Source organism: Shewanella sp. Iso12 (assembly GCF_012030025.1).
Taxonomy (GTDB): Bacteria; Pseudomonadota; Gammaproteobacteria; order Enterobacterales; family Shewanellaceae; genus Shewanella; species Shewanella algae.
On record NZ_JAAUHW010000003.1, the window covers coordinates 409,279 to 429,049 of the forward strand.

Below are 19,771 nucleotides of genomic sequence, written 5' to 3' on the forward strand. Positions count from 1 at the left end.
ACCTGGATACAACTAGGACATAAGAGCAGAGATCAGAGCTGTTGCAGGCTGGCCAGCAAACGGTCCATCGCCCGATAACCCAGGGCCTGGGCCAGATGGCGCCGCTCGACCATGGGGCTGAGCTGCAGATCGGCTATGGTGCGCGCCACTCGTTGCAGCCGATGAAAGCTGCGCACCGATAATCCTAGCTGATTGACACTCTGTTCGAGAAACGCCAGATCGCTTGGTTTGAAACCTGCCTGCTTCAATGCCTTACTGCCCAACTGACTATTGAGTACGCCGGCGCGGCTGAGTTGCAGCTCCCGCGCTGCCGCTACTCTGGCGGCTATCTGCTCACTGGTTTCACCCTGCGCCGCCTCTGAGGTCAAGGCGCCTGGCGGGAGTTTGGGCACCTCTATGGTGAGGTCGAATCTGTCAATGAAAGGGCCTGACAGCCGGGCCAGGTAACGGCGGATCTGCTCTGGGCTGGCGCGGCTTCCCGGGCCAGCATCACCACAGGGGCTGGGGTTCATGGCGGCGATAAGTTGAAAGCGGGCATCGAAGCGCAGTTTGGCTGCGGCGCGGGAGATGATGACATGGCCGGTTTCCATGGGTTCACGCAAGCAGTCGAGTACCTTGCGGGGAAACTCGGCAATTTCATCGAGAAACAGTACTCCCAGGTGAGCCAGTGAAATTTCGCCGGGTTTGGGAATCGAGCCTCCACCCACCAAAGAGATGGCCGAGCTGGTGTGGTGCGGAGCGCGAAACGGGCGGCGATAAAACTCCCCCGGCTCAGTAGCCATACCGGCCACTGAATGAATCGCAGCCACTTCCAGCGCCTCTTCATAACTCATGGGGGGCAGGAGTGAGATTATCCGGCTGGCTAGCATGGTTTTGCCTGTGCCAGGTGGCCCCAGCATCAGCAGGTTATGCCCGCCGGCGGCAGCGATTTCCAGCGCTTGTTTGGCTTGATATTGGCCTATGACCTCCGACAGGCAGTCACTCGAGTGCGGCTTTGACTGTTCCAGCCATTCGGTTCCCGGTACTATCCCCGGCAGAGTTTGCTGTCCATGCAGATAGGCGGCGATATGTTGCAGGTGCTGGGCCAGGCAACATTGCCGGTAGCCCACCAAATCCGCCTCACTGCGGTTATCCTGTGGCAATACCAGTTTGATGCCTCTTTGACGGGCGGCGATGATCACCGGCAGGATACCAGTGCAGTGCCTGACCTCACCTGACAGCCCAAGCTCACCGACAAATTCATGATCGTCCAGAGATTTCAGTGGCAGTTGCCCGGATGCTGCCAGAATACCAATGGCAATAGGAAGGTCGTAACGTCCACCTTGCTTGGGCAGATCGGCCGGTGCCAGATTGATGGTTATCCTGCGCATGGGGAATTCAAAACCCGCATTGATTATGGCGCTGCGGACTCTTTCTCTGGCTTCCTTGACCGAAGCTTCCGGCAACCCCACCAGATTGAAGGCCGGCAGGCCGTTGGAGAGGTGAGCTTCGACCAGTACCTGAGGCGCCTCCACACCTTTGGCGGCTCGGGTGGCAACTCTGGCTATGGGCATAACAGTTCCTTTGTAGTGCGCTTCCCTGATTCAGTAGAGTGTAGCAGTTGCCTGGATTTACAGTGGCTTGAGGGAATAGCGGTTCTGGCCTTATCGACAGAGGTTTCCAGAACCCGGGAATGGACTGCACCAATAGCTATCACCCTGGAAGGCGGGATTAGATGACTTTCTTCATACACCTTAGACTGGTGTCTGTTTCATTGGAGAAGCAGAAAATTTGGTCGACCAAAGTGTAGTGCCACACCACTTTATAGTCAGTCGCCAGCAAGAGCTTCAACAGTGACAGTGCAGGGTTGGCAAACAAGACTTCCAGCGAATCGGCTGAGACAGGGTAGACTTTAACCTGTTCGACCTGAACTGCATTGTCGTGCAGTACCAGCCTGGAGACCTTGCCGGAAAAGAGTATTTTCCCATCCGTTTTTTCTTTGTTGTCACTCAGTTGCAACAGCCCCCAGAAGCTTTCTGAATCAATATCTATGTAGAGGGAAAAAGTGATGCGCTTGACCTGCTTATCAGGGCCTTCTACTTCCTTGATCATCTGGTACATGCCATCTATGTCCTGAACCTCGTGATAGTCATATAGAAGGTTAATGATGATGGAACTCAGCAAGAGGGCTAGAGGGATGGTGATTGGCAGCAGTTTCTTTAACTTTGGCATACAGTTCCATCCTTCAGCTTATTGAGTATTGAGGCATCTGCATAACTGACATAGGTATTAATACTGTTATGCGATTTATTAATGCAGTCGATAGAAAATAAACCTGATCTATGGCTCAAGATAATAGTGTCTCTGTTATCCTTTATTGTTCTCCCAATTTCATAGAAGTCTACAGTGCCAATGAGTTGATAGTTTAGTTCTTCAATGACTGAGTTTATGGCTTGCTTGTCTATTGTGTTCTTGATCCTTGATATAGTAATTATCTTATTTATTCCGTTGGTGTATATTTTTATTCTGGGTGGTGTGTGTGTCAGCGCTTTTGTTATTGCGAATGGTACAAAGAATAATGCCAATGATATGCTTGTGATATACAGAATTCGTCTTAAGCTGAAGTTGGTCTTTTGTGGGGTAGGCGTTACCGCTTCGGTATAAACGGGATTGATGTTGTCATTGATGAACTCCAGCTGGATATTGCCCTGAAGTGTATCAAGGCCGTAACCAAAACCTTTCTTGGTGAATATAATGTTGTTGCCTGAAATTTCTCTGAATATTCTTCTCAGATTGGCAATGGCAACTGGAATGGAATTGGGGGAAACAATTCTTCCATGCCAGCCGGCATCCAAGAGTTTATCTCTGCTTACTGCTTGGCCTCGACTGAGGTATAGCTCTTTTAATATATAAAATTCTGGAATTGAACATTTATATCCTTTGGTGTCTGTTTTGATAATTGGGTTGTCGTTGTTTTGGCGAGCTGTGATTATTTTCCTACCTTTAGTGATGTCCATTTTTATTCCTATTGTTTTTGTTTTTAATTTAAGTTTCTACATGTTTTACGCCCTAATAATAAGTAATAAAAAATCCTGTTGTTGAGATAATGTTTCATTAATCAATAGAGTGTTAATTTTGCAAGTTGTTGATTCTTAAGCTCAATGCCTGTGTTGTCAATAGTGGGTATCCCTTAGGCTCCATTTATTAGTTTTTATAACTGCGGGATTAACTCCACTGGTGAGAATCTCCGCCTTGATCCCGCAAAATGCATAGTGTTAACCGAATGCTGGTCTGTTTGTCGGGTTGTTGCTGTTCAGTGCTATCAAGGGGGAAACATGCTTACGCAGCAGAGATGTGACAATACGGATTCCGGCAATGAGCCGGGCAGCATAGGCAAGCTGTTTAATGAGTACAATAACGCACCATTAACTGAAGCTCATTTTCAGGAGATAGTTGCCAGAAAAATAAGCGGCTGTGCCCAAGAGGTGGCTTATGAAGTATTATTCAGGCCTGGAAAGCTATGCTTAAGTGTGGAAGGCTTCTATGCTAATCTGCATCAAAAAGAGCTATTGAATTTATCTCTGGAGCAGTTGCATCAATTGGCGGCTATTGATTACAGGCATCTCGATGTTTTGGCCCTGGCTGGCCACAAAATTGCACGTCTGTTTATCAATATAGAAGCTAGAATCATCTCCTCTTTAGAGGCTGAATTGGTTTGGCTAAAAGAAACATTGAAACAACAAGAGGTGGAGTTGGTTGTTGAAATTACGGAACGTTTGTCAGCCAAGATTGCTACAACTGCTTTTGCCAGTATCGCCAAGTTACATGATTTTGGTGTTAAATTTGCTTTGGATGACTTTGAGCCTAAAGGTGATTTGAGACGGCATTGGATTAATACTGCTTGCGTCGATTATATCAAATTGATCCTTCCCCGCGGTTTTGAAAAATCAGAAAAAGTCAGGCTGGATTTTATTGACTATATATATCAATTAAAAAATCAGGCTCAGGTTAAGGTGATTGTTGAAAAGGTAGAGACGCTGGAGCAATTTCTGGCGATGGAGTTGGTACCCTATGATGGTTTGCAGGGATACCTGTTTTCCCAGCCGGAAAAGCTGGCGCAAATAGAGTTGCACCGGCATGCCTTTGGGTGACATCGCAGGCGCTAATTCACTTGTTTAACGGATAAAAAAGGTCACTGTCACGGCAAAAATTTCTCGTTATCTGAATGTAAAATCTACTGATAGATTGTGTGAGACTTCTCTGTGCTGCCCCATGGGATGGCACTTTACTCACACAAGGAAACAAGATGAAAAGCTTAACTCTGCTGCTGGCCGGTATGTTACTCAGTGGTGCTGCCCTGGCAGCCGATGAAGAAAACGCCCTGCCTCAAGCCAGTGAAACCGATATTCAACAACTGCAGCAAGCCTGTTTGCAAATGGCCGATGAAGACGCGGTGCCAGCCGAAGAACGTCAGGAATATCTGCTGACTTGCGTTAATGATCAACTCAACGAAATGGGTTATCAGCTTCTGGAAAGTTTGCCAGAGGTTAATTAATCTCCACAAGGGCAGCCCATCTGTGTTTTAATTCTCCGGTATACGATATGCATTGTTTGCTGGGGGATGGATGCCTTGCTGTTGAGTCTATTTAATACGTGGTGGGGTGATTTATTCACCCCACCACGTAAACTCCTTTCCCTTTTTCTGCTTTTGCTGACGGTTTTTCTGAACTACCCGACCAAGGTATTGGCTCAAGCTCAGCCGTTACGGGTTAGCTTTATTAATCCAGGCTCTGCTCAGGAGAGTTTCTGGGGCGATATAGATAAGCTGATGTTGGTGGCGGCGGCCGAGCTCAACATTGAGTTGGAAATACTGCATGCCAACAGGGATCATTTCAGGATGATAGCCCTGGCACAAGAGTTGGCGGCTCGCGAGCAATTGCCCCGGTATGTCATTTTGGTCAATGAAAAAAATGTTGCTGCAAAAATGCTGGCAGCCTTTGAAGGGCTACCCTTTAAAACGCTACTGCTGCTCAATGATATTGAGCCCAAGGCGCGTCATTCATTGTTGCAGGAGCCTTATTGGCAGCAGCATTTGCTACCGCCATTGGTACCGGACAATGAAAGAATAGGTTTTCTGACCGCCCAGGCACTGTTAATGCAAATGGGGAATAAGCGGCAGGGCAAGGTATTATTGATCTCAGGTGACAAGGGGACACCGGCGTCTATCGAACGGACTCAAGGAGCTTTAAACGGTTTTCGGCAGGCGGGGATAGAACCGCTGCAACTCGTCTATGGTCACTGGCAAGAACAGAGAGCCAGGGCGCAGACTCAGGTGTTGCTGAATCGTTACCCCGGGCTGGAAGGGATTTGGACCGCCAACGATCATATGGCCTTTGGTGCCATTGCGGCATTGGAGGACAAGGGGCTCAGACCTGGAGAGGATATTTTCATCGCCAGTATCAACACTTCCTCCAAGGTACTTGATTGGCGTAGTCAGGGGCACATCAGTGTCTTGGGCGGCGGTCATTTGCTGGCGGGGGCAGAGGCGCTCATGCGCATCCGTGACGACAGCGAGGCCAGGCCATGGAATGAGAAGGTTCCCCCAATGTTCAGGCTTCTGGTGCCGGGCACTGAGCCTTTCAATCTGCTCGAGCAACGAAATTGGCGGGCACTGCTCGCCTGGTACCAACAGACATCGGAAGTAACGCATTGAAACAAAGCTCCGTCATCAGTCACAAGATGACCCTGGTTATCATAGGTGTCAGTTCATTTTTTGCCTTGGTGACCATGGCGGCCCAGCTGTTCTGGAACTATCAGGATGGCGTTGAAGGCAGCAATCGCAGGTTACATGAATATGTCGAGGCAAATCTGCCCGGCATGGCGCAGGCTATTTGGGATGTGGACCATAAGCTGCTGCGGGACATACTGATTGGCATAGGCATGCAGCCCTATGTTTCCGGCGCGTCTTTGTCCAGTGCCGACGGGATTGCCCTGCAGGTGGGAAATAATCAGGCCCAGGATAATGAGACCTTTCTGTTTCCAATCATCTACCGTCAGCAACAGATAGGTGAGCTCAAGGTTCAGCGCAGCCGCAACCAACTCTATTATGAGTTGTGGCGACAGATGATTCTGATCGTCGTGGGTAATGGCTTGAAAACCCTGCTGATGATCTATGTGATTCTGACGCTGGTGCGCAGCCTGGTTACAGGAAGGCTGGCGGCGCTGGCCGCATACGTTAACCGCATAGATTTGGGGCAACCGCGAAAAGTGCCCTTGCCCGATGCGGTTGGTGCGGCGAATCAGGATGAAATTGGCAGTGTCGCCCGCGCCATAGAGCAGATGTATCGACGTATTAGAACCGATTTTGCCCGCAAACGTTGGCAACAGAGACATCTGGCCCGGGGGCAAAGGCAGTTGTCTGAGTTGGTAGAGCTAAGCCATAAGGAGCTGGCTTGGCAGGCCAGAGCCAATGAGTTGTTGGCGGATCTGTCATTACAATTTTTGAAGTTGCAGCCGGGAGAAGTCAATCAGGCCCTGGCCGATGTTGGTCGTCAGATTGCCGAATTGTTTGCCGTCGAACGGGTCGCCTTGTTGGAGATAAAGGGGCAGCAACTCTTCTACCGCAGTGTCTGGAGCCGCCGGGGTGACCCTCAGGCTTCACGCTATATAGATATCAGTGAGTTGAATCGTTTTTCAGAGCAGCTCAACTCCCGCCAGATGATGGTGGTGGAAGATGTGGAAACCCTGAGGCCAGAGGCGGATGCGGAATATCGTCTGCTCAAGCAGTTGCAGTTACGTTCCCTGGCACTGTTTGCCATTACCGATGGTCACGATCTGTTGGGGGTATTGTCGCTGAGTAATGGTCAATCACCTCAGCCGTGGCCACAGTCCCGCCGTGCCATGTTGACCCAGTTTGCCGCTGCGCTCAATGAACTCTTGGTTAGGGAGCGCAGGGACTTGCAGATGCTGGGGCTGCAGCGGGAACTTTTGGGGCTGAATCACAAGCTCAAGCAGCTGTCGGAAACCGATGAACTTACCGGGCTGGCCAATCGCCGCCCCTTTACCGAATCCCTGGCGCGGCTGCTGGCCTCGGAAGAAGCCGGTGCACTGATCATGCTGGATGTGGATCACTTCAAGGCCTTCAACGATAGTTTCGGTCATCCGGCCGGTGACAGTGTGCTGCAGCGCCTGGCACAGACCATGCAAAAAGCGCTTCCTGAATCAGCCTTGTTGGCCAGGGTCGGCGGCGAGGAATTTGCTTTGGTCTTGCCGGGAGTCGACCGCCGGCAAGCCAAGGGTTTGGCTGAAACCCTGTTGAATCGAGTCAGGGCGTTGCAGATCTCTCACGCAGCATCGCCCGCAGGCATAGTCACCATAAGTCTTGGGCTGGCACTTCTGCCCCGGGATGAACTGGATTTGAGTGAGGTTATTCGAGTGGCAGACAAGGCGCTTTATCAGGCCAAGCATTTGGGACGCAACACGTGGTTTCTGGCGGAATAACACTTGGTTTTTGACGGAGTAACGCGGGGGATCAGTGGCCGGTGAATGTTTGCAGTAACAGCTGCAGTTCGCCGCTTTTTTCCAATTGGGTTACACCGGTATTGAACTCTTCCAGCAGCGCCATCTTGTGTGGGCTTTGCCTGGAAACCAGCATATAGAAGGGTTCTGGCCGAGTGTTGGGAATGGCTTGCGTTGCCAGCCCTATGACCTGTGGGTCGCGATCCATCAGCTTTAAGGTGCCGCTGAAAATCTCCAGTCGTGCCAGAAAGAAGTCACACCGGCCCCGGATCAATAATTCGGGGATCAACGGCAGATCTTTGCTCAGGGACAATGGCTGAGAGTTGTCCCAACCGAAGTTACGATAATTGAAACCGCGAATGCCGCAAACTGTGCCCAACTGTGCCAGCTCGGCCAGTGAGTTGAACCTCAAGCCCTGCGGGAAACGACGCTTGAGAAAGACCACCCCCGGGGTGAGATAGTAATAGGAGCGCGACAGCAGGAACTTTCGCCGTCGCTCGGGATTGGCCGAGGCGCTCATGGCTGCGTCTATCTTGCCCTGTTCCACTTCCAGCATGCACCTTGGCCAGGGAAGGGTGATGATTTGCAGCTGCCAGCGTGGTGGCGTAAACAGCCGATAAAGCAGCTGAATGTCATAGCCGTCACTATCGTGGGTCTTGTAACCATCGACTCTGGAAAAGTAATTGAAGGGGGGAAATTCAGACTCTTCGACACATATCCTTAACTTAATGCCGTTAGAGTCTTCTTCAGCCATTGAAACCGGTGAGATAAGCATCACTGTCAAAAATGCCGCAAACGGATATAATGTGAACTTCATTCCGGTAAAAGAGGCCTGCAATGGGTTTCTTGGAGTATAGCAAAGCCACTCAATTCGCCATGTAATTGTCCATACCGGTAACCAGTTCGCCTTTCTGACCTCCCAGTCATTCCATTTTCAGGCCTGGATAAGGGCACGGCATAGAAGCGCTTTGTAACTAACCTAAGGTGTTGTATGAGTTTATTCGATAATTTGGTGATTATCTTTTGCCTGATCGGAACCAGCTGCTTTTTTTCCATGTCTGAAATTGCTCTGGCCGCATCCCGTAAAATCCGTTTACGGCAGATGGCCGAGGAGGGAGACTTGCGCGCCGAAAAAGTATTGGCGTTGCAAACCACTCCGGGCAGTTTTTTCACCGTAGTGCAGATTGGTCTCAATGCCGTCGCCATCATGGGGGGGATTGTCGGTGAGTCTGCTTTTACCCCTTACTTCGCAGCAGCTTTGGCCCATGTGATCCCTCAGGCTTGGGTCGGACAGCTAAGCTTTGTGTTGTCCTTCGTGCTGGTGACCAGCCTGTTTATTTTGATTGCCGACCTGATGCCAAAGCGGGTCGCCATGGCCTTACCGGAAAAAGTGGCGGTTAACCTGGTGAACTCCATGCTGATATGCATCACCCTACTGCGCCCCTTTGTGTGGATCTTCAACGGCATGGCCAACGGTATCTTCAAGCTATTGCAGATACCTACTGCCCGCAATGATGAGATCACCCCGGACGATATCTACGCCATCATGGATGCCGGTGCCGAGGCCGGTGTGCTGGATAAGGGCGAACAGCAGATGATAGAGAATGTGTTCGAGATGCAATCTGTCAGCGTTACCTCGGCGATGACCGCCCGTGAGAGCCTGGTGTATTTTCTGCTGCAGGATGACGAAGACACTATCAAGAAAAAAATCGCCGAAGATCCGCACAACAAGTTTTTGGTCTGTGATGGTCAGCTGGACAATATTAAAGGGGTGGTAGACGCCAAGGAGCTGCTGATCCGGGTGATCAACGGTCGCAAGATAGATTTGAAAGATACCTCGTTAGTGCGCAGCAGCCTGATCATTCCCGACACCCTGAGCCTGTCGGAAGCCATGGAGTACTTCCGTCATCACAGGGCCGACTTTGCCGTGGTGATGAATGAATACGCCCTGGTGGTGGGGATAGTGACTACTGATGATCTGCAAAGTGCGGTAATGGGCGCCTGGTCGCTGCATGAAAGTGAAGAGCAGATAGTGCCCCGTGACGCCAATTCCTGGCTGGTGGACGGGGTGACGCCGATAACCGACGTGATGCGTGCCTTTGGTATTGAGGAGTTCCCGCAAAACCAAAACTATGAAACCATCGCCGGTTTTATGATGTACACATTACGCAAGATCCCCAAGCGCACCGATTCGGTCAACTACGCAGGTTATAAGTTTGAGGTGGTGGACATAGATGCCTACAAGGTAGACCAGTTGCTGGTTACCCGCCTCTTGCCTCAGGAAGATCAACTGCCCAAGGATGAAGAGTCACTCGATATTTAAGGCAAGCTTAAAGGGCGTGGCATACAGACCATAGACTGAGTTATGCATTTTGCAGAGGGCTCAGTCATAGGCGGTAAAGCCCGCCCGACTTTCCAAGCCGAGCTTAGGGAAGGTGCGAATAAGTCCTCGCGGCACTCTGGCTTACACAGCAATTGGCATTCAAGGCATCTGACTGAAGGCATGCCGGGGCCTGTCGAAGTCGGATAACGCAGAGAGCCGATTGCTGTGCAAGCCCCGAAGGGCGTGGCTTACAAGCCTGCCTGCGGTGTTGTGCTTCTTGCAAAGGACTAGGGCCATTTGCTGCGAACCACGCCTTGTATCCAGGCCTGTAAGCCGACGCAGAGCACGCATGGGACTTGTTTGCACCTTCCTTAGCTAAATCACTTCCAGAAATGCATTCACCAAGGGATCCTGGCGCCGCTTGGCCTTGCAGCAGCACCCCAGTTCAAAGGGGGCTATCTCGGCCGGTGAGGCCAGGGTTTTTATCCTCTCGCCCAGCGGACTGTTGGCTACCACTACATCCGGAGTGATGCTGACACCGCAGCCCAGAGCCACCATGGGCACTATCGCCTCGTGGCCCGATACCTGGGCATAGATATTGGCCTTGATCCCCATCGCCTTGAACCAGCGCTCGGCCCGTAAACGCCCGGGGCCGTGGTCTGGCACGATAAAGGGCAGTTGCTCCCAGGGAATAGGATTTTGCGCCAGCAGCGACTGCAACTGACAGTTGATGGTGGGCGCGATAACCGACAGTGGCACCTCTCCTATGGGGGCAAAGTGCAGACTCGGCGGAAAGTCCTGCGGCAGAGCGGCGATGGCGATATCCGCCCTCTGCTGCTGAATTTCCTGCACCGCATCGGCGGCATCACCCGTGGTGAGTTTGATATCGACCAGGGGCTGCTGGCGGCGAAACTTATCCAATAGGGCCGGCAGGTGGCTGTAGGCGGCTGTGACTGAGCAATAGAGTTGCAATGTGCCCCTCAGCAGCTTTTGCTGCGGATCCAGCTCGCGGCGCAGCTCCTGCCACTGAGTCAATGTCTGGCTGGCGAAGCGGCGAAAGGCTTCGCCTGCGTGGGTCAGGGTAACGCTGCGGTTGTCCCGTTCCAGCAGCTTGCTGCCCACTTCATCTTCCAGCCTTTGCAGGGTGCGGCTTAAGGTTGAAGGGCTGACATGCATCCGGGTGGCGGTGCGGGAAAAATGCAGGGTGTCGCAGAGATCCAGATAGAGTTTTATCGCCCGAATATCCATGCCGTTTTGCCTCTCTTTTTGTTGCGTTTTGTGCAACATGACATGCCGAATATATCATTTCAAGCAATTTAAACCATGGGCTATAGTGATTTGCATCACTGAGCCGTTTCGGCTTGGTCCCAGGAATTCGGTTAAACAGGTGGCTAAGATGGCAAATTACTTCAATACCCTGAATCTGCGGCAACAGTTGGCACAGTTGAGCCAGTGCCGTTTTATGGAGCGCAGCGAGTTTGAAAACGGCTGTGACTATATCAAGGACTGGAATATTGTCATCCTTGGCTGTGGTGCCCAGGGCCTGAATCAGGGGTTGAACATGCGTGACTCAGGGCTGAACATCGCCTATGCCCTGCGCAGCGAAGCCATAGCCGAGAAACGCGCCTCCTGGCAGCGAGCCACCGAAAACGGTTTCAAGGTAGGCACCTTCGAAGAGCTGATCCCCGGGGCCGATCTGGTACTGAACCTGACACCTGACAAGCAGCACACTCCTGTGGTCAATGCGGTAATGCCCTTGATGAAGCAAGGTGCGACCCTGTCCTATTCCCATGGCTTCAACATAGTGGAAGAGGGGATGCAGGTGCGCCCGGACATTACTGTCATCATGGTGGCGCCCAAGTGCCCCGGTACTGAAGTGCGTGAGGAATACAAGCGTGGCTTTGGGGTACCGACACTGATCGCAGTGCATCCTGAGAATGATCCCAATGGCGACGGCCTGGAGATAGCCAAGGCCTATACCAGTGCTACCGGCGGCGATCGCGCCGGCGTGCTGCACTCCTCGTTTATCGCCGAGGTGAAGTCGGATCTGATGGGCGAGCAGACCATTCTCTGCGGCATGCTGCAGACGGGAGCGATTCTGGGTTATGACAAGATGGTGGCCGATGGCGTTGAGCCGGGTTATGCCGCCAAGCTTATCCAGCAGGGCTGGGAAACCATCACAGAGGCGCTCAAGCATGGCGGTATCACCAATATGATGGATCGCCTGTCCAACCCGGCCAAGATCAAGGCGTTTGAGATTGCCGAAGAGCTTAAGGTGTTGCTGACTCCGCTGTTTGAAAAACATATGGACGACATCATCAGCGGCGAGTTTTCCGCCACTATGATGGCCGACTGGGCCAATGACGACGCCAATTTGCTGCGCTGGCGTGAAGAGACCAATAACACCGGCTTTGAAAAGGCGCCGACCTGCGCCGAGCAGATAGATGAGCAGACCTATTTCGACAAGGGGATCTTCCTGGTGGCCATGATCAAGGCCGGGGTGGAACTGGCGTTCGATACCATGGTGGATGCCGGGATCATCGAAGAGTCGGCCTATTACGAGTCGCTGCACGAGACGCCGCTGATTGCCAACACCATAGCCCGCAAACGCCTCTATGAGATGAACGTAGTGATCTCGGATACCGCCGAATATGGCTGTTACTTGTTCAACCATGCCGCCGTGCCGCTGCTGCGTGACTATGTTAACGCCCTCTCTCCCGAGGTCCTGGGCGCCGGTCTCAAGGATTCGGGCAATGGGGTCGATAATCTGCGTCTGATCGAGGTCAACGAAGCGATTCGCCATACGGCCGTCGAATATGTCGGTGCCGAACTTCGCGGTTACATGACTGAAATGAAAAGGATAAACCTGCAAGATTGACGTAAGCGTTAGCTTGATTGCCGCCGGCGGCAATTAAGCTGTTTAGGCGAGCCATTGCCGAGGGTGCCATAGCCAGGCCAAGTTGGAAGATTTTCAGGTTGTGAATTTTTTTGTTGTGTTCTGAAAACACTTTATGGTAATGGTTAATAAGTGCGCTGCCAAAGGGCTCGCCAAGCAGATAAATTGAATACAGGAAACTGTCTGAGAAATGTTTAACTTAAGCGCCAAGCTCCTCCTCGTGATTATTACCGTCGTGATTATTCCATCACAGCGGGGGCGGCTCGTGGCGCGACGACAGACCAGATAGGGTCAGAAATTGCAAACAAACCCCCCGCTCCGAAAGGACCGGGGGGTTTGTCGTTTCAGGGCCATTGAAAACTTAAACAGCAGCAAAAATAGGCGAGACAACAAGATGGAACAAGGGCAGAAGATCAGCGGCAGTGAAGCGGTTATCAAGGTATTGGCCGCCCATGGGGTGAACACGGTTTTTGGTTATCCCGGCGGCGCCATCATGCCTATCTATGATGCTCTCTACGACAGCCAGGTCGAACATCTGCTCTCCCGTCATGAACAGGGCGCCGCCTTCGCTGCCGTCGGTTATGCCCGCTCAAGCGGCAAGACAGGCGTCTGCCTGGCCACCTCGGGCCCGGGGGCGACCAATCTGATCACCGCCTTGGCCGATGCGCTGTTGGACTCAGTGCCGCTGGTGGCCATCACGGGCCAGGTTTCCACCTCTGTGATAGGCACAGATGCCTTTCAGGAGATGGACGTGCTGGGCATGAGCCTGTCATGTACCAAACACAGTTTTATGGTGACCCGCGCCGAGGAACTGGTTGCTACCCTGTACCGCGCCTTCGAAATCGCCGCCTCCGGCCGTCCCGGTCCTGTGTTGGTGGATATCCCCAAAGACATCCAGCTTGCCCAAGTGGAATACAAGGCGCCGTTGCAGGCGGTGCCCGATGAGCCGGAGCTGGACCAGGCGGCTTTGGCGGAAGCCAACGCCTTGCTGGCGGCCGCGCGCCAACCCATGTTGTACGTCGGTGGCGGCGTCGGTATGGCGGGCGCAGTGGAGCCGCTGCGGGCCTTTATCCAGCGTAGCGGTATTCCTTCGGTGGCAACGCTTAAGGGGCTGGGCGCCATAGCCCATGGCACTCAAGGTTACCTGGGGATGCTGGGGATGCACGGCAACAAGGCCGCCAATCTGGCGGTGCAGCAGTGCGATCTGCTGCTGGTGGTCGGTGCCCGTTTCGATGACAGGGTCACGGGTAGGCTGGAGAGCTTTGCCAGCAAGGCCAAGGTGATCCACCTGGATATCGATGCCGCCGAACTTGGCAAACTGCGTCAGCCGGATGTGGCCATGGATGGGGACTTAAGAAGCATATTGACGCAACTGGCGCCGCAAGCGCTGCAAATAGCGCCCTGGCAGGCTGAAGTCGAGCACCTGCGGGCGCTGCACCAGTGGGATTACGCCCATCCAGGCTCACTCATCTATGCGCCGGCCATGTTGCGCCGTCTGGCCAACAAGCTGCCGAGCGACTCTGTGGTGAGCTGTGATGTCGGCCAGCACCAGATGTGGGTTGCCCAGCATATGCATTTTCGCCGCCCGGAAGATCATCTTTCCAGTGCCGGGCTTGGCACCATGGGCTTTGGCTTGCCGGCGGCCATAGGCGCGCAGATGGCCCGGCCGGATGCCACTGTGGTCACGGTTTCCGGCGACGGCTCTTTCATGATGAATGTGCAGGAGCTGACCACCATCAAGCGTCGTAAACTGCCGGTGAAGATACTTTTGATAGATAACCAGAAGTTGGGCATGGTGAAGCAGTGGCAACAGCTGTTTTTTGAAGAGAGATACAGCGAAACCGACCTGTCCGATAACCCCGACTTTGTTACCCTGGCGTCCTCCTTCGATATCCCCGGACGCACCATCTACTCGGCCGATGAGGTTGAGCAGGCACTGGATGAGATGCTCGGTGCCAAAGGCCCCTTCCTGCTGCACGTCGCCATAGACGATGCCTTTAATGTCTGGCCGCTGGTTCCCCCCGGCGCCTCCAACTGTGAAATGATGGAACAAACGGAGAAGCGATCATGATCCATAATCTGGAATTGACCCTGGAACAACGCCCCGAAGTACTGGAACGTGTATTGCGGGTAACCCGCCACCGCGGCTTTACCGTCCGCGATATGCATATGACACTGGCCGAGGATCAGCGCCTGCAGCTGGCAATGGCGGTCGACAGTGACAGAGCTATCGAGTTGCTGAGCCGTCAGTTGACTAAGCTGGTAGACGTGGCCCGCTGCACTGTGCGGCCCGCGAGCAGCCTCTCCCGTACCGTCAACGGCTAACCAAGAATCATCAGAATAAGCGTAAGGAATTGAGCAATGCCCAAACTCAGATCAGCAACCAGTACCGAAGGCCGCAACATGGCCGGAGCCCGAGCCCTTTGGCGTGCCACTGGGGTTAAGGAAGGCGACTTCGGTAAGCCCATTATCGCCATTGCTAATTCCTTCACTCAGTTTGTCCCCGGTCATGTGCATCTGAAAGACATGGGCTCTCTGGTGGCATCGGCCGTCGAAGAGGCCGGCGGCATCGCCAAAGAGTTCAACACCATAGCGGTCGATGACGGCATCGCTATGGGTCATGGCGGCATGCTCTATTCCCTGCCTTCCCGTGAACTGATTGCCGACAGCGTCGAATATATGGTCAATGCCCACTGCGCCGATGCTCTGGTGTGTATCTCCAACTGCGACAAGATCACCCCCGGCATGTTGATGGCGGCGCTGCGGCTCAATATCCCCGTGGTATTTGTTTCCGGCGGGCCTATGGAAGCGGGCAAGACCAAACTGTCCGATAAACTTATCAAGCTGGATCTGGTGGATGCCATGGTGGCGGCGGCCGATGACAGGGTATCCGATGCTGACAGCGAGAAAATCGAACGCAGCGCCTGCCCAACCTGTGGCAGCTGCTCCGGCATGTTTACTGCCAACTCGATGAACTGCCTGACCGAGGCGTTGGGGCTGTCGCTGCCGGGCAACGGCTCCATGTTGGCGACCCACAGTGATCGACGCGAACTGTTTCTGGAGGCGGGCAGAAGAGTGATGGCGCTGGCCAAGCGTTACTACTCGGATGATGATGCCTCGGTATTGCCGCGCAATATCGCCAACTTCAAGGCGTTCGAGAATGCCATGACCTTGGATATCGCCATGGGCGGTTCTTCCAACACTGTGCTGCACCTGTTGGCGGCGGCTCAGGAAGCCGAAGTGGATTTCACCATGACGGATATCGACCGTCTCAGCCGCAAGGTGCCGCACCTTTGCAAGGTGGCACCTTCGACCCCCAAATACCATATGGAAGATGTCCACAGAGCCGGTGGCGTAATGGGGATCTTGGGTGAGCTGGAGCGCGCCGGTTTATTGCATACGGATGTTAACCATGTGGCTTCTGATGATGGCTCGCTTGAGTCTGTGTTGGCCAATTATGATGTGATGCGCACCGAGTCTGCGAAGGTAAAAGACTTCTTCCGCGCCGGTCCCGCGGGGATCCCTACTACCCAGGCCTTCAGCCAGGATTGCCGCTGGCCATCACTGGATACAGATCGCCGCGAAGGTTGTATCCGCAGCCGCGAGTTTGCCTTCAGTCAGGAAGGGGGCTTGGCGGTACTGTCCGGTAATATGGCCGAGCATGGCTGCATAGTGAAAACCGCCGGGGTGGATGAATCCAACCTGAGGTTCAAAGGCGTGGCTAGGGTATATGAGAGCCAGGACGAGGCCGTTGCCGGGATCCTCGGCGGTGAAGTGGTCGCCGGGGATGTGGTGGTTATTCGCTACGAAGGCCCCAAAGGTGGCCCTGGCATGCAGGAGATGCTTTATCCCACCAGTTACCTCAAGTCCCGCGGTTTGGGCAAGGCCTGCGCCTTAATCACAGATGGCCGCTTCTCCGGCGGTACGTCCGGGCTGTCCATAGGCCATGTGTCACCGGAAGCCGCCTCAGGGGGCACTATCGCCTTGATTGAAAATGGCGATGCCATTGAAATCGATATCCCGGCCCGCAGCATCACACTTAAGTTGAGCGATGCTGAGCTCGCCCAGCGCCGTGAGGCGATGCAGGCCAAGGGGCCTTTGGCCTGGAAGCCGTTGGCACGGGTGCGCCCTGTGTCGTTGGCGCTCAAGGCTTATGCCATGTTGGCCACCAGTGCCGACAAGGGCGCCGTGCGCGATCGCACTAAGTTGGAGGGCTAGTATGTTGGCGCTGGCATCCAAGAGTCAGCTGTCGCTGGCCAACTATTATCTACAGAAGATCCTCTTGTCCCATGTCTATGATGTGGCGCGGGTTACCCCGCTGTCGAGTCTGAACAAGCTGTCGGCCCGTTTGGGCTGCCAGGTGTTTCTCAAGCGCGAGGATATGCAACCGGTACACTCGTTCAAACTGCGCGGCGCCTATAATCGTATCGCCGCCTTGAGCCCCGCTGAGTGCGAAAACGGAGTGGTATGTGCCTCGGCCGGTAATCATGCCCAGGGCGTTGCCATGTCGGCTTCGAGTCGCGGCGTCGACGCCGTGATAGTGATGCCAACCACCACTCCGGACATCAAGATAGATGCGGTGCGCCGCCTCGGCGGCAATGTGGTGCTTCATGGGCAGTCGTTCGATCAGGCCAATCAGTATGCCATGTCGCTGGCCCAGGATGAGGGGCGGGTGTTTATTCCACCCTTCGATGATGAGGCGGTGATCGCCGGGCAGGGCACGGTTGCCCAGGAGATGCTGCAGCAGCAAAGAGATCTTGAAGTGGTGTTTGTGCCAGTGGGTGGCGGTGGCTTAATCGCCGGAATTGCCGCTTACTACAAAGCCGTGATGCCTGAGGTGAAGATTATCGGCGTCGAGCCGGAAGATGCCGCCTGTCTCAAGGCGGCGCTGGAAGCGGATGAACCCGTGACGCTGGAGCAGGTGGGTTTGTTTGCCGATGGGGTGGCGGTTAAGCGTATAGGTCAGGAGCCTTTTCGATTGGCGCGGGAATATGTCGATGAAGTGGTGACTGTCAGCTCGGATGAAATCTGCGCCGCGGTCAAGGATATCTTCGAAGATACCCGCGCCATTGCCGAGCCGGCCGGTGCTTTGTCGTTGGCCGGGCTGAAAAAGTATGTCGGTGATAAGGGCAAGGGCGAGAAACTGGCGGCGATTCTCAGCGGGGCCAATGTCAATTTTCACAGCCTGAGATATGTGTCTGAGCGCTGCGAGCTGGGCGAGCACAAAGAGGCGGTGCTGGCAGTGACCATTCCGGAAAGGCCTGGTTCCTTCCTGCATTTTTGTGAACTGCTGGAGCGGCGGGTGATGACAGAGTTCAACTACCGTTTCAGCGGGCGCGATCGCGCTGTGGTCTTTGCCGGGATCCGTCTTAGCGAAGGTATCAGCGAGCTGCAGGCGATTATCTCATCTCTGGAGAGTGCCGGTTTTGCGGTGCAGGATCTGTCTGCCGATGAGGCGGCCAAACTGCATGTGCGTTATATGGTGGGCGGCTTGCCACCCGAGCCTTTGGAAGAAAAACTGCTCAGCTTTGAATTCCCGGAGCATCCCGGAGCCTTGCTGCAGTTTCTCACGACGTTGAAGAGCAAGTGGAACATTAGTCTATTTCACTATCGCAACCATGGCGCCGCCTTTGGGCGGGTGCTGGCCGGCTTTGAAGTGCCCAAGGCCGATGAAGCCGCCTTTGGTCAGTTTCTGGATGAGTTGGGGTTTGTCTGTCAGGACGAGACGGATAACCCCGCCTACCGGCTGTTTCTGGCGCGCCCAGGCCAGTGAGATCCTGAAAGGGAAAAGGTCGACTGTCTTCGCCAAAAGCAGGGGCAGTCCGGCGGTCAGTTTTATGCTATGGTCTTGAGTTATTATTCTAATCCGTACCCTGAAACCTCTTGTAAGGAGAGCCAAGATGTTTGCTGCACCCTCGGTTAGCGCTTTCAACCCTCCCCGCCGGATCCTGATGGGCCCCGGCCCTTCGGATGTCTATCCTCAGGTATTGGCGGCGCAGTCGCGGCCGACGGTCGGGCATCTGGATCCTCTGTTTGTGGCCATGATGGATGAGCTCAAGAGCCTCATTCAATATGCGTTTCAAACCCGCAACGAGATGACTATAGCGGTATCTGCCCCGGGCAGCGCCGGTATGGAGACCTGCTTCGTCAACCTGGTGGAGCCGGGCGAAAAGGTGATTGTCTGCCGTAACGGGGTGTTTGGCGACAGAATGCGCCAGAACGTCGAGCGGATTGGCGCCGATGCGGTGATGCTGGATTTCGAATGGGGCACAGCGGTTGACCCAGAAGTGGTGGAAGCCGCACTGAAGGCGCATCCCGATGCCGCCTTCCTGGCCTTTGTGCACGCCGAAACCTCCACCGGCGCGCTTTCCGACGCCAAAACACTGTGCGCCCTGGCGCGTGAGCACGGCTGTCTGTCGATTGTCGATGCCGTAACTTCCCTCGGAGGCGTCGAGCTCAGAGTTGATGATTGGGGCATAGATGCCATCTATTCCGGCAGTCAGAAGTGCCTCTCCTGTGTGCCTGGGTTGTCCCCCGTGTCCTTCTCACCGGCCGCAGTGGCTAAACTCAAGGCGCGCAAGAGCCCGGTGCAGAGCTGGTTCCTGGACCAGTCCCTGGTGATGGGTTATTGGAGCGGTGATGGCAAGCGCAGTTATCACCACACGGCGCCTGTTAATGCTCTGTACTCACTGCACGAAGCGTTGCGGTTACTGGCCGAAGAGGGGCTGGAAAATGCCTGGCAACGCCACCGGGATATGCACCTTTTGCTGCGTCAGGGGCTTGGGTCCATGGGGCTTGAATTTGTGGTGGCCGAGCAGAGCCGCTTGCCGCAACTCAACGCGGTTTATATCCCGCAAGGTGCCGATGATGGCGCCGTGAGAAAGCAGTTGTTGGATAACTATAATCTGGAGATAGGTGCCGGTCTCGGCGCCTTGGCCGGAAAGGCTTGGCGTATCGGCCTGATGGGTTACGGTGCCAGACGGGAAAATGTTGCCCTGTGCCTGCGGGCCCTGGCCGAAGTGCTCAACTGATCCTATAGATAAACGCCCCGTTCA

16 protein-coding genes are annotated in these 19,771 nt (G+C 54.1%); 11 read left to right on the forward strand and 5 right to left on the reverse strand.

Annotated elements, in window-relative coordinates; translation table 11 throughout:
- Nucleotides 1-32 precede the first annotated feature (32 nt).
- The 3 genes from HCX89_RS08580 to HCX89_RS08590 all read right to left on the reverse strand — a co-directional run bounded on the left by HCX89_RS08580 (nucleotide 33) and on the right by HCX89_RS08590 (nucleotide 2,996).
- Nucleotides 33-1,553 (reverse strand): YifB family Mg chelatase-like AAA ATPase, encoded by a 1,521-nt coding sequence (locus HCX89_RS08580; RefSeq protein ID WP_167715705.1) that lies wholly within the window; start codon nucleotides 1,551-1,553, stop codon nucleotides 33-35.
- A gap of 157 nt (nucleotides 1,554-1,710) precedes the next feature.
- Nucleotides 1,711-2,211, reverse strand: a complete 501-nt coding sequence (locus HCX89_RS08585; protein ID WP_025010079.1) for a hypothetical protein — start codon at nucleotides 2,209-2,211, stop codon at nucleotides 1,711-1,713.
- A complete protein-coding gene (locus tag HCX89_RS08590; protein WP_025010078.1) occupies nucleotides 2,199-2,996 on the reverse strand; it encodes a winged helix-turn-helix domain-containing protein in 798 nt (265 codons plus the stop codon). Before HCX89_RS08590 ends, HCX89_RS08585 begins: the two co-directional genes overlap by 13 nt.
- 318 nt (nucleotides 2,997-3,314) lie before the next feature.
- On the opposite strand from HCX89_RS08590, the gene HCX89_RS08595 reads away from it, so the two are divergent.
- The 4 genes from HCX89_RS08595 (at nucleotide 3,315) to HCX89_RS08610 (ending at nucleotide 7,479) form a co-directional block, all read left to right on the forward strand.
- Nucleotides 3,315-4,130: an EAL domain-containing protein gene (locus HCX89_RS08595; protein ID WP_096142467.1), complete on the forward strand. Its 816-nt coding sequence runs from the start codon at nucleotides 3,315-3,317 to the stop codon at nucleotides 4,128-4,130.
- Between the two features lie 155 nt (nucleotides 4,131-4,285).
- Nucleotides 4,286-4,534 (forward strand): hypothetical protein, encoded by a 249-nt coding sequence (locus HCX89_RS08600; protein WP_025010076.1) that lies wholly within the window; start codon nucleotides 4,286-4,288, stop codon nucleotides 4,532-4,534.
- A gap of 81 nt (nucleotides 4,535-4,615) precedes the next feature.
- Nucleotides 4,616-5,692 carry an ABC transporter substrate-binding protein gene (locus tag HCX89_RS08605; protein ID WP_167715707.1) on the forward strand — a complete coding sequence of 359 codons (1,077 nt, stop codon included), beginning with the start codon at nucleotides 4,616-4,618 and terminating at the stop codon, nucleotides 5,690-5,692.
- On the forward strand, nucleotides 5,689-7,479 hold the full coding sequence (locus HCX89_RS08610; RefSeq protein ID WP_167715709.1) for a diguanylate cyclase: 1,791 nt from the start codon (nucleotides 5,689-5,691) through the stop codon (nucleotides 7,477-7,479). Before HCX89_RS08605 ends, HCX89_RS08610 begins: the two co-directional genes overlap by 4 nt.
- A gap of 31 nt (nucleotides 7,480-7,510) precedes the next feature.
- On the opposite strand, the gene HCX89_RS08615 is transcribed toward HCX89_RS08610, so the two are convergent.
- On the reverse strand, nucleotides 7,511-8,314 hold the full coding sequence (locus HCX89_RS08615; RefSeq protein ID WP_071238989.1) for an ABC transporter substrate-binding protein: 804 nt from the start codon (nucleotides 8,312-8,314) through the stop codon (nucleotides 7,511-7,513).
- Between the two features lie 174 nt (nucleotides 8,315-8,488).
- Between HCX89_RS08615 and HCX89_RS08620 the strand changes: the two genes are divergently transcribed.
- On the forward strand, nucleotides 8,489-9,820 hold the full coding sequence (locus tag HCX89_RS08620; protein WP_167715711.1) for a hemolysin family protein: 1,332 nt from the start codon (nucleotides 8,489-8,491) through the stop codon (nucleotides 9,818-9,820).
- 375 nt (nucleotides 9,821-10,195) lie between these two features.
- Here the strand turns inward: HCX89_RS08620 and ilvY are convergent, their stop codons facing one another.
- On the reverse strand, nucleotides 10,196-11,068 hold the full coding sequence (ilvY, locus tag HCX89_RS08625) for an HTH-type transcriptional activator IlvY (protein ID WP_167715733.1): 873 nt from the start codon (nucleotides 11,066-11,068) through the stop codon (nucleotides 10,196-10,198).
- Nucleotides 11,069-11,216: 148 nt separating this feature from the next.
- On the opposite strand from ilvY, the gene ilvC reads away from it, so the two are divergent.
- The 6 genes from ilvC to HCX89_RS08655 all read left to right on the forward strand — a co-directional run bounded on the left by ilvC (nucleotide 11,217) and on the right by HCX89_RS08655 (nucleotide 19,747).
- The gene (gene ilvC, locus HCX89_RS08630; RefSeq protein ID WP_167715713.1) at nucleotides 11,217-12,698 is read left to right on the forward strand and encodes a ketol-acid reductoisomerase; all 1,482 of its coding nucleotides are present in this window, start codon (nucleotides 11,217-11,219) and stop codon (nucleotides 12,696-12,698) included.
- Nucleotides 12,699-13,110: 412 nt separating this feature from the next.
- Nucleotides 13,111-14,787 (forward strand): acetolactate synthase 2 catalytic subunit, encoded by a 1,677-nt coding sequence (gene ilvG, locus HCX89_RS08635; RefSeq protein ID WP_167715715.1) that lies wholly within the window; start codon nucleotides 13,111-13,113, stop codon nucleotides 14,785-14,787.
- A complete protein-coding gene (gene ilvM, locus HCX89_RS08640; protein ID WP_025010070.1) occupies nucleotides 14,784-15,041 on the forward strand; it encodes an acetolactate synthase 2 small subunit in 258 nt (85 codons plus the stop codon). Before ilvG ends, ilvM begins: the two co-directional genes overlap by 4 nt.
- A 36-nt stretch (nucleotides 15,042-15,077) precedes the next feature.
- A complete protein-coding gene (gene ilvD / locus HCX89_RS08645) occupies nucleotides 15,078-16,934 on the forward strand; it encodes a dihydroxy-acid dehydratase (RefSeq protein ID WP_167715717.1) in 1,857 nt (618 codons plus the stop codon).
- Between the two features lies 1 nt (nucleotide 16,935).
- Entirely contained in the window at nucleotides 16,936-18,489 is a 1,554-nt protein-coding gene (ilvA, locus tag HCX89_RS08650; RefSeq protein WP_107352465.1) for a threonine ammonia-lyase, biosynthetic, read from the forward strand.
- Nucleotides 18,490-18,616: 127 nt separating this feature from the next.
- Complete coding sequence (locus tag HCX89_RS08655) at nucleotides 18,617-19,747, forward strand: alanine--glyoxylate aminotransferase family protein (RefSeq protein ID WP_167715719.1); 1,131 nt, start codon at nucleotides 18,617-18,619, stop codon at nucleotides 19,745-19,747.
- The last annotated feature ends 24 nt before the right edge of the window (nucleotides 19,748-19,771 follow it).

Bases quoted from the DNA above. Each gene is read 5' to 3' on its own strand.
- HCX89_RS08580 (WP_167715705.1), bottom strand. From the start codon at position 1,553: ATGCCCATAGCCAGAGTTGCCACCCGAGCCGCCAAAGGTGTGGAGGCG.
- HCX89_RS08585 (WP_025010079.1), bottom strand. From the start codon at position 2,211: ATGCCAAAGTTAAAGAAACTGCTGCCAATCACCATCCCTCTAGCCCTC.
- HCX89_RS08590 (WP_025010078.1), bottom strand. From the start codon at position 2,996: ATGGACATCACTAAAGGTAGGAAAATAATCACAGCTCGCCAAAACAAC.
- HCX89_RS08595 (WP_096142467.1), top strand. From the start codon at position 3,315: ATGCTTACGCAGCAGAGATGTGACAATACGGATTCCGGCAATGAGCCG.
- HCX89_RS08600 (WP_025010076.1), top strand. From the start codon at position 4,286: ATGAAAAGCTTAACTCTGCTGCTGGCCGGTATGTTACTCAGTGGTGCT.
- HCX89_RS08615 (WP_071238989.1), bottom strand. From the start codon at position 8,314: ATGAAGTTCACATTATATCCGTTTGCGGCATTTTTGACAGTGATGCTT.
- HCX89_RS08620 (WP_167715711.1), top strand. From the start codon at position 8,489: ATGAGTTTATTCGATAATTTGGTGATTATCTTTTGCCTGATCGGAACC.
- ilvY (WP_167715733.1), bottom strand. From the start codon at position 11,068: ATGGATATTCGGGCGATAAAACTCTATCTGGATCTCTGCGACACCCTG.
- ilvC (WP_167715713.1), top strand. From the start codon at position 11,217: ATGGCAAATTACTTCAATACCCTGAATCTGCGGCAACAGTTGGCACAG.
- ilvG (WP_167715715.1), top strand. From the start codon at position 13,111: ATGGAACAAGGGCAGAAGATCAGCGGCAGTGAAGCGGTTATCAAGGTA.
- ilvM (WP_025010070.1), top strand. From the start codon at position 14,784: ATGATCCATAATCTGGAATTGACCCTGGAACAACGCCCCGAAGTACTG.
- ilvD (WP_167715717.1), top strand. From the start codon at position 15,078: ATGCCCAAACTCAGATCAGCAACCAGTACCGAAGGCCGCAACATGGCC.
- ilvA (WP_107352465.1), top strand. From the start codon at position 16,936: ATGTTGGCGCTGGCATCCAAGAGTCAGCTGTCGCTGGCCAACTATTAT.
- HCX89_RS08655 (WP_167715719.1), top strand. From the start codon at position 18,617: ATGTTTGCTGCACCCTCGGTTAGCGCTTTCAACCCTCCCCGCCGGATC.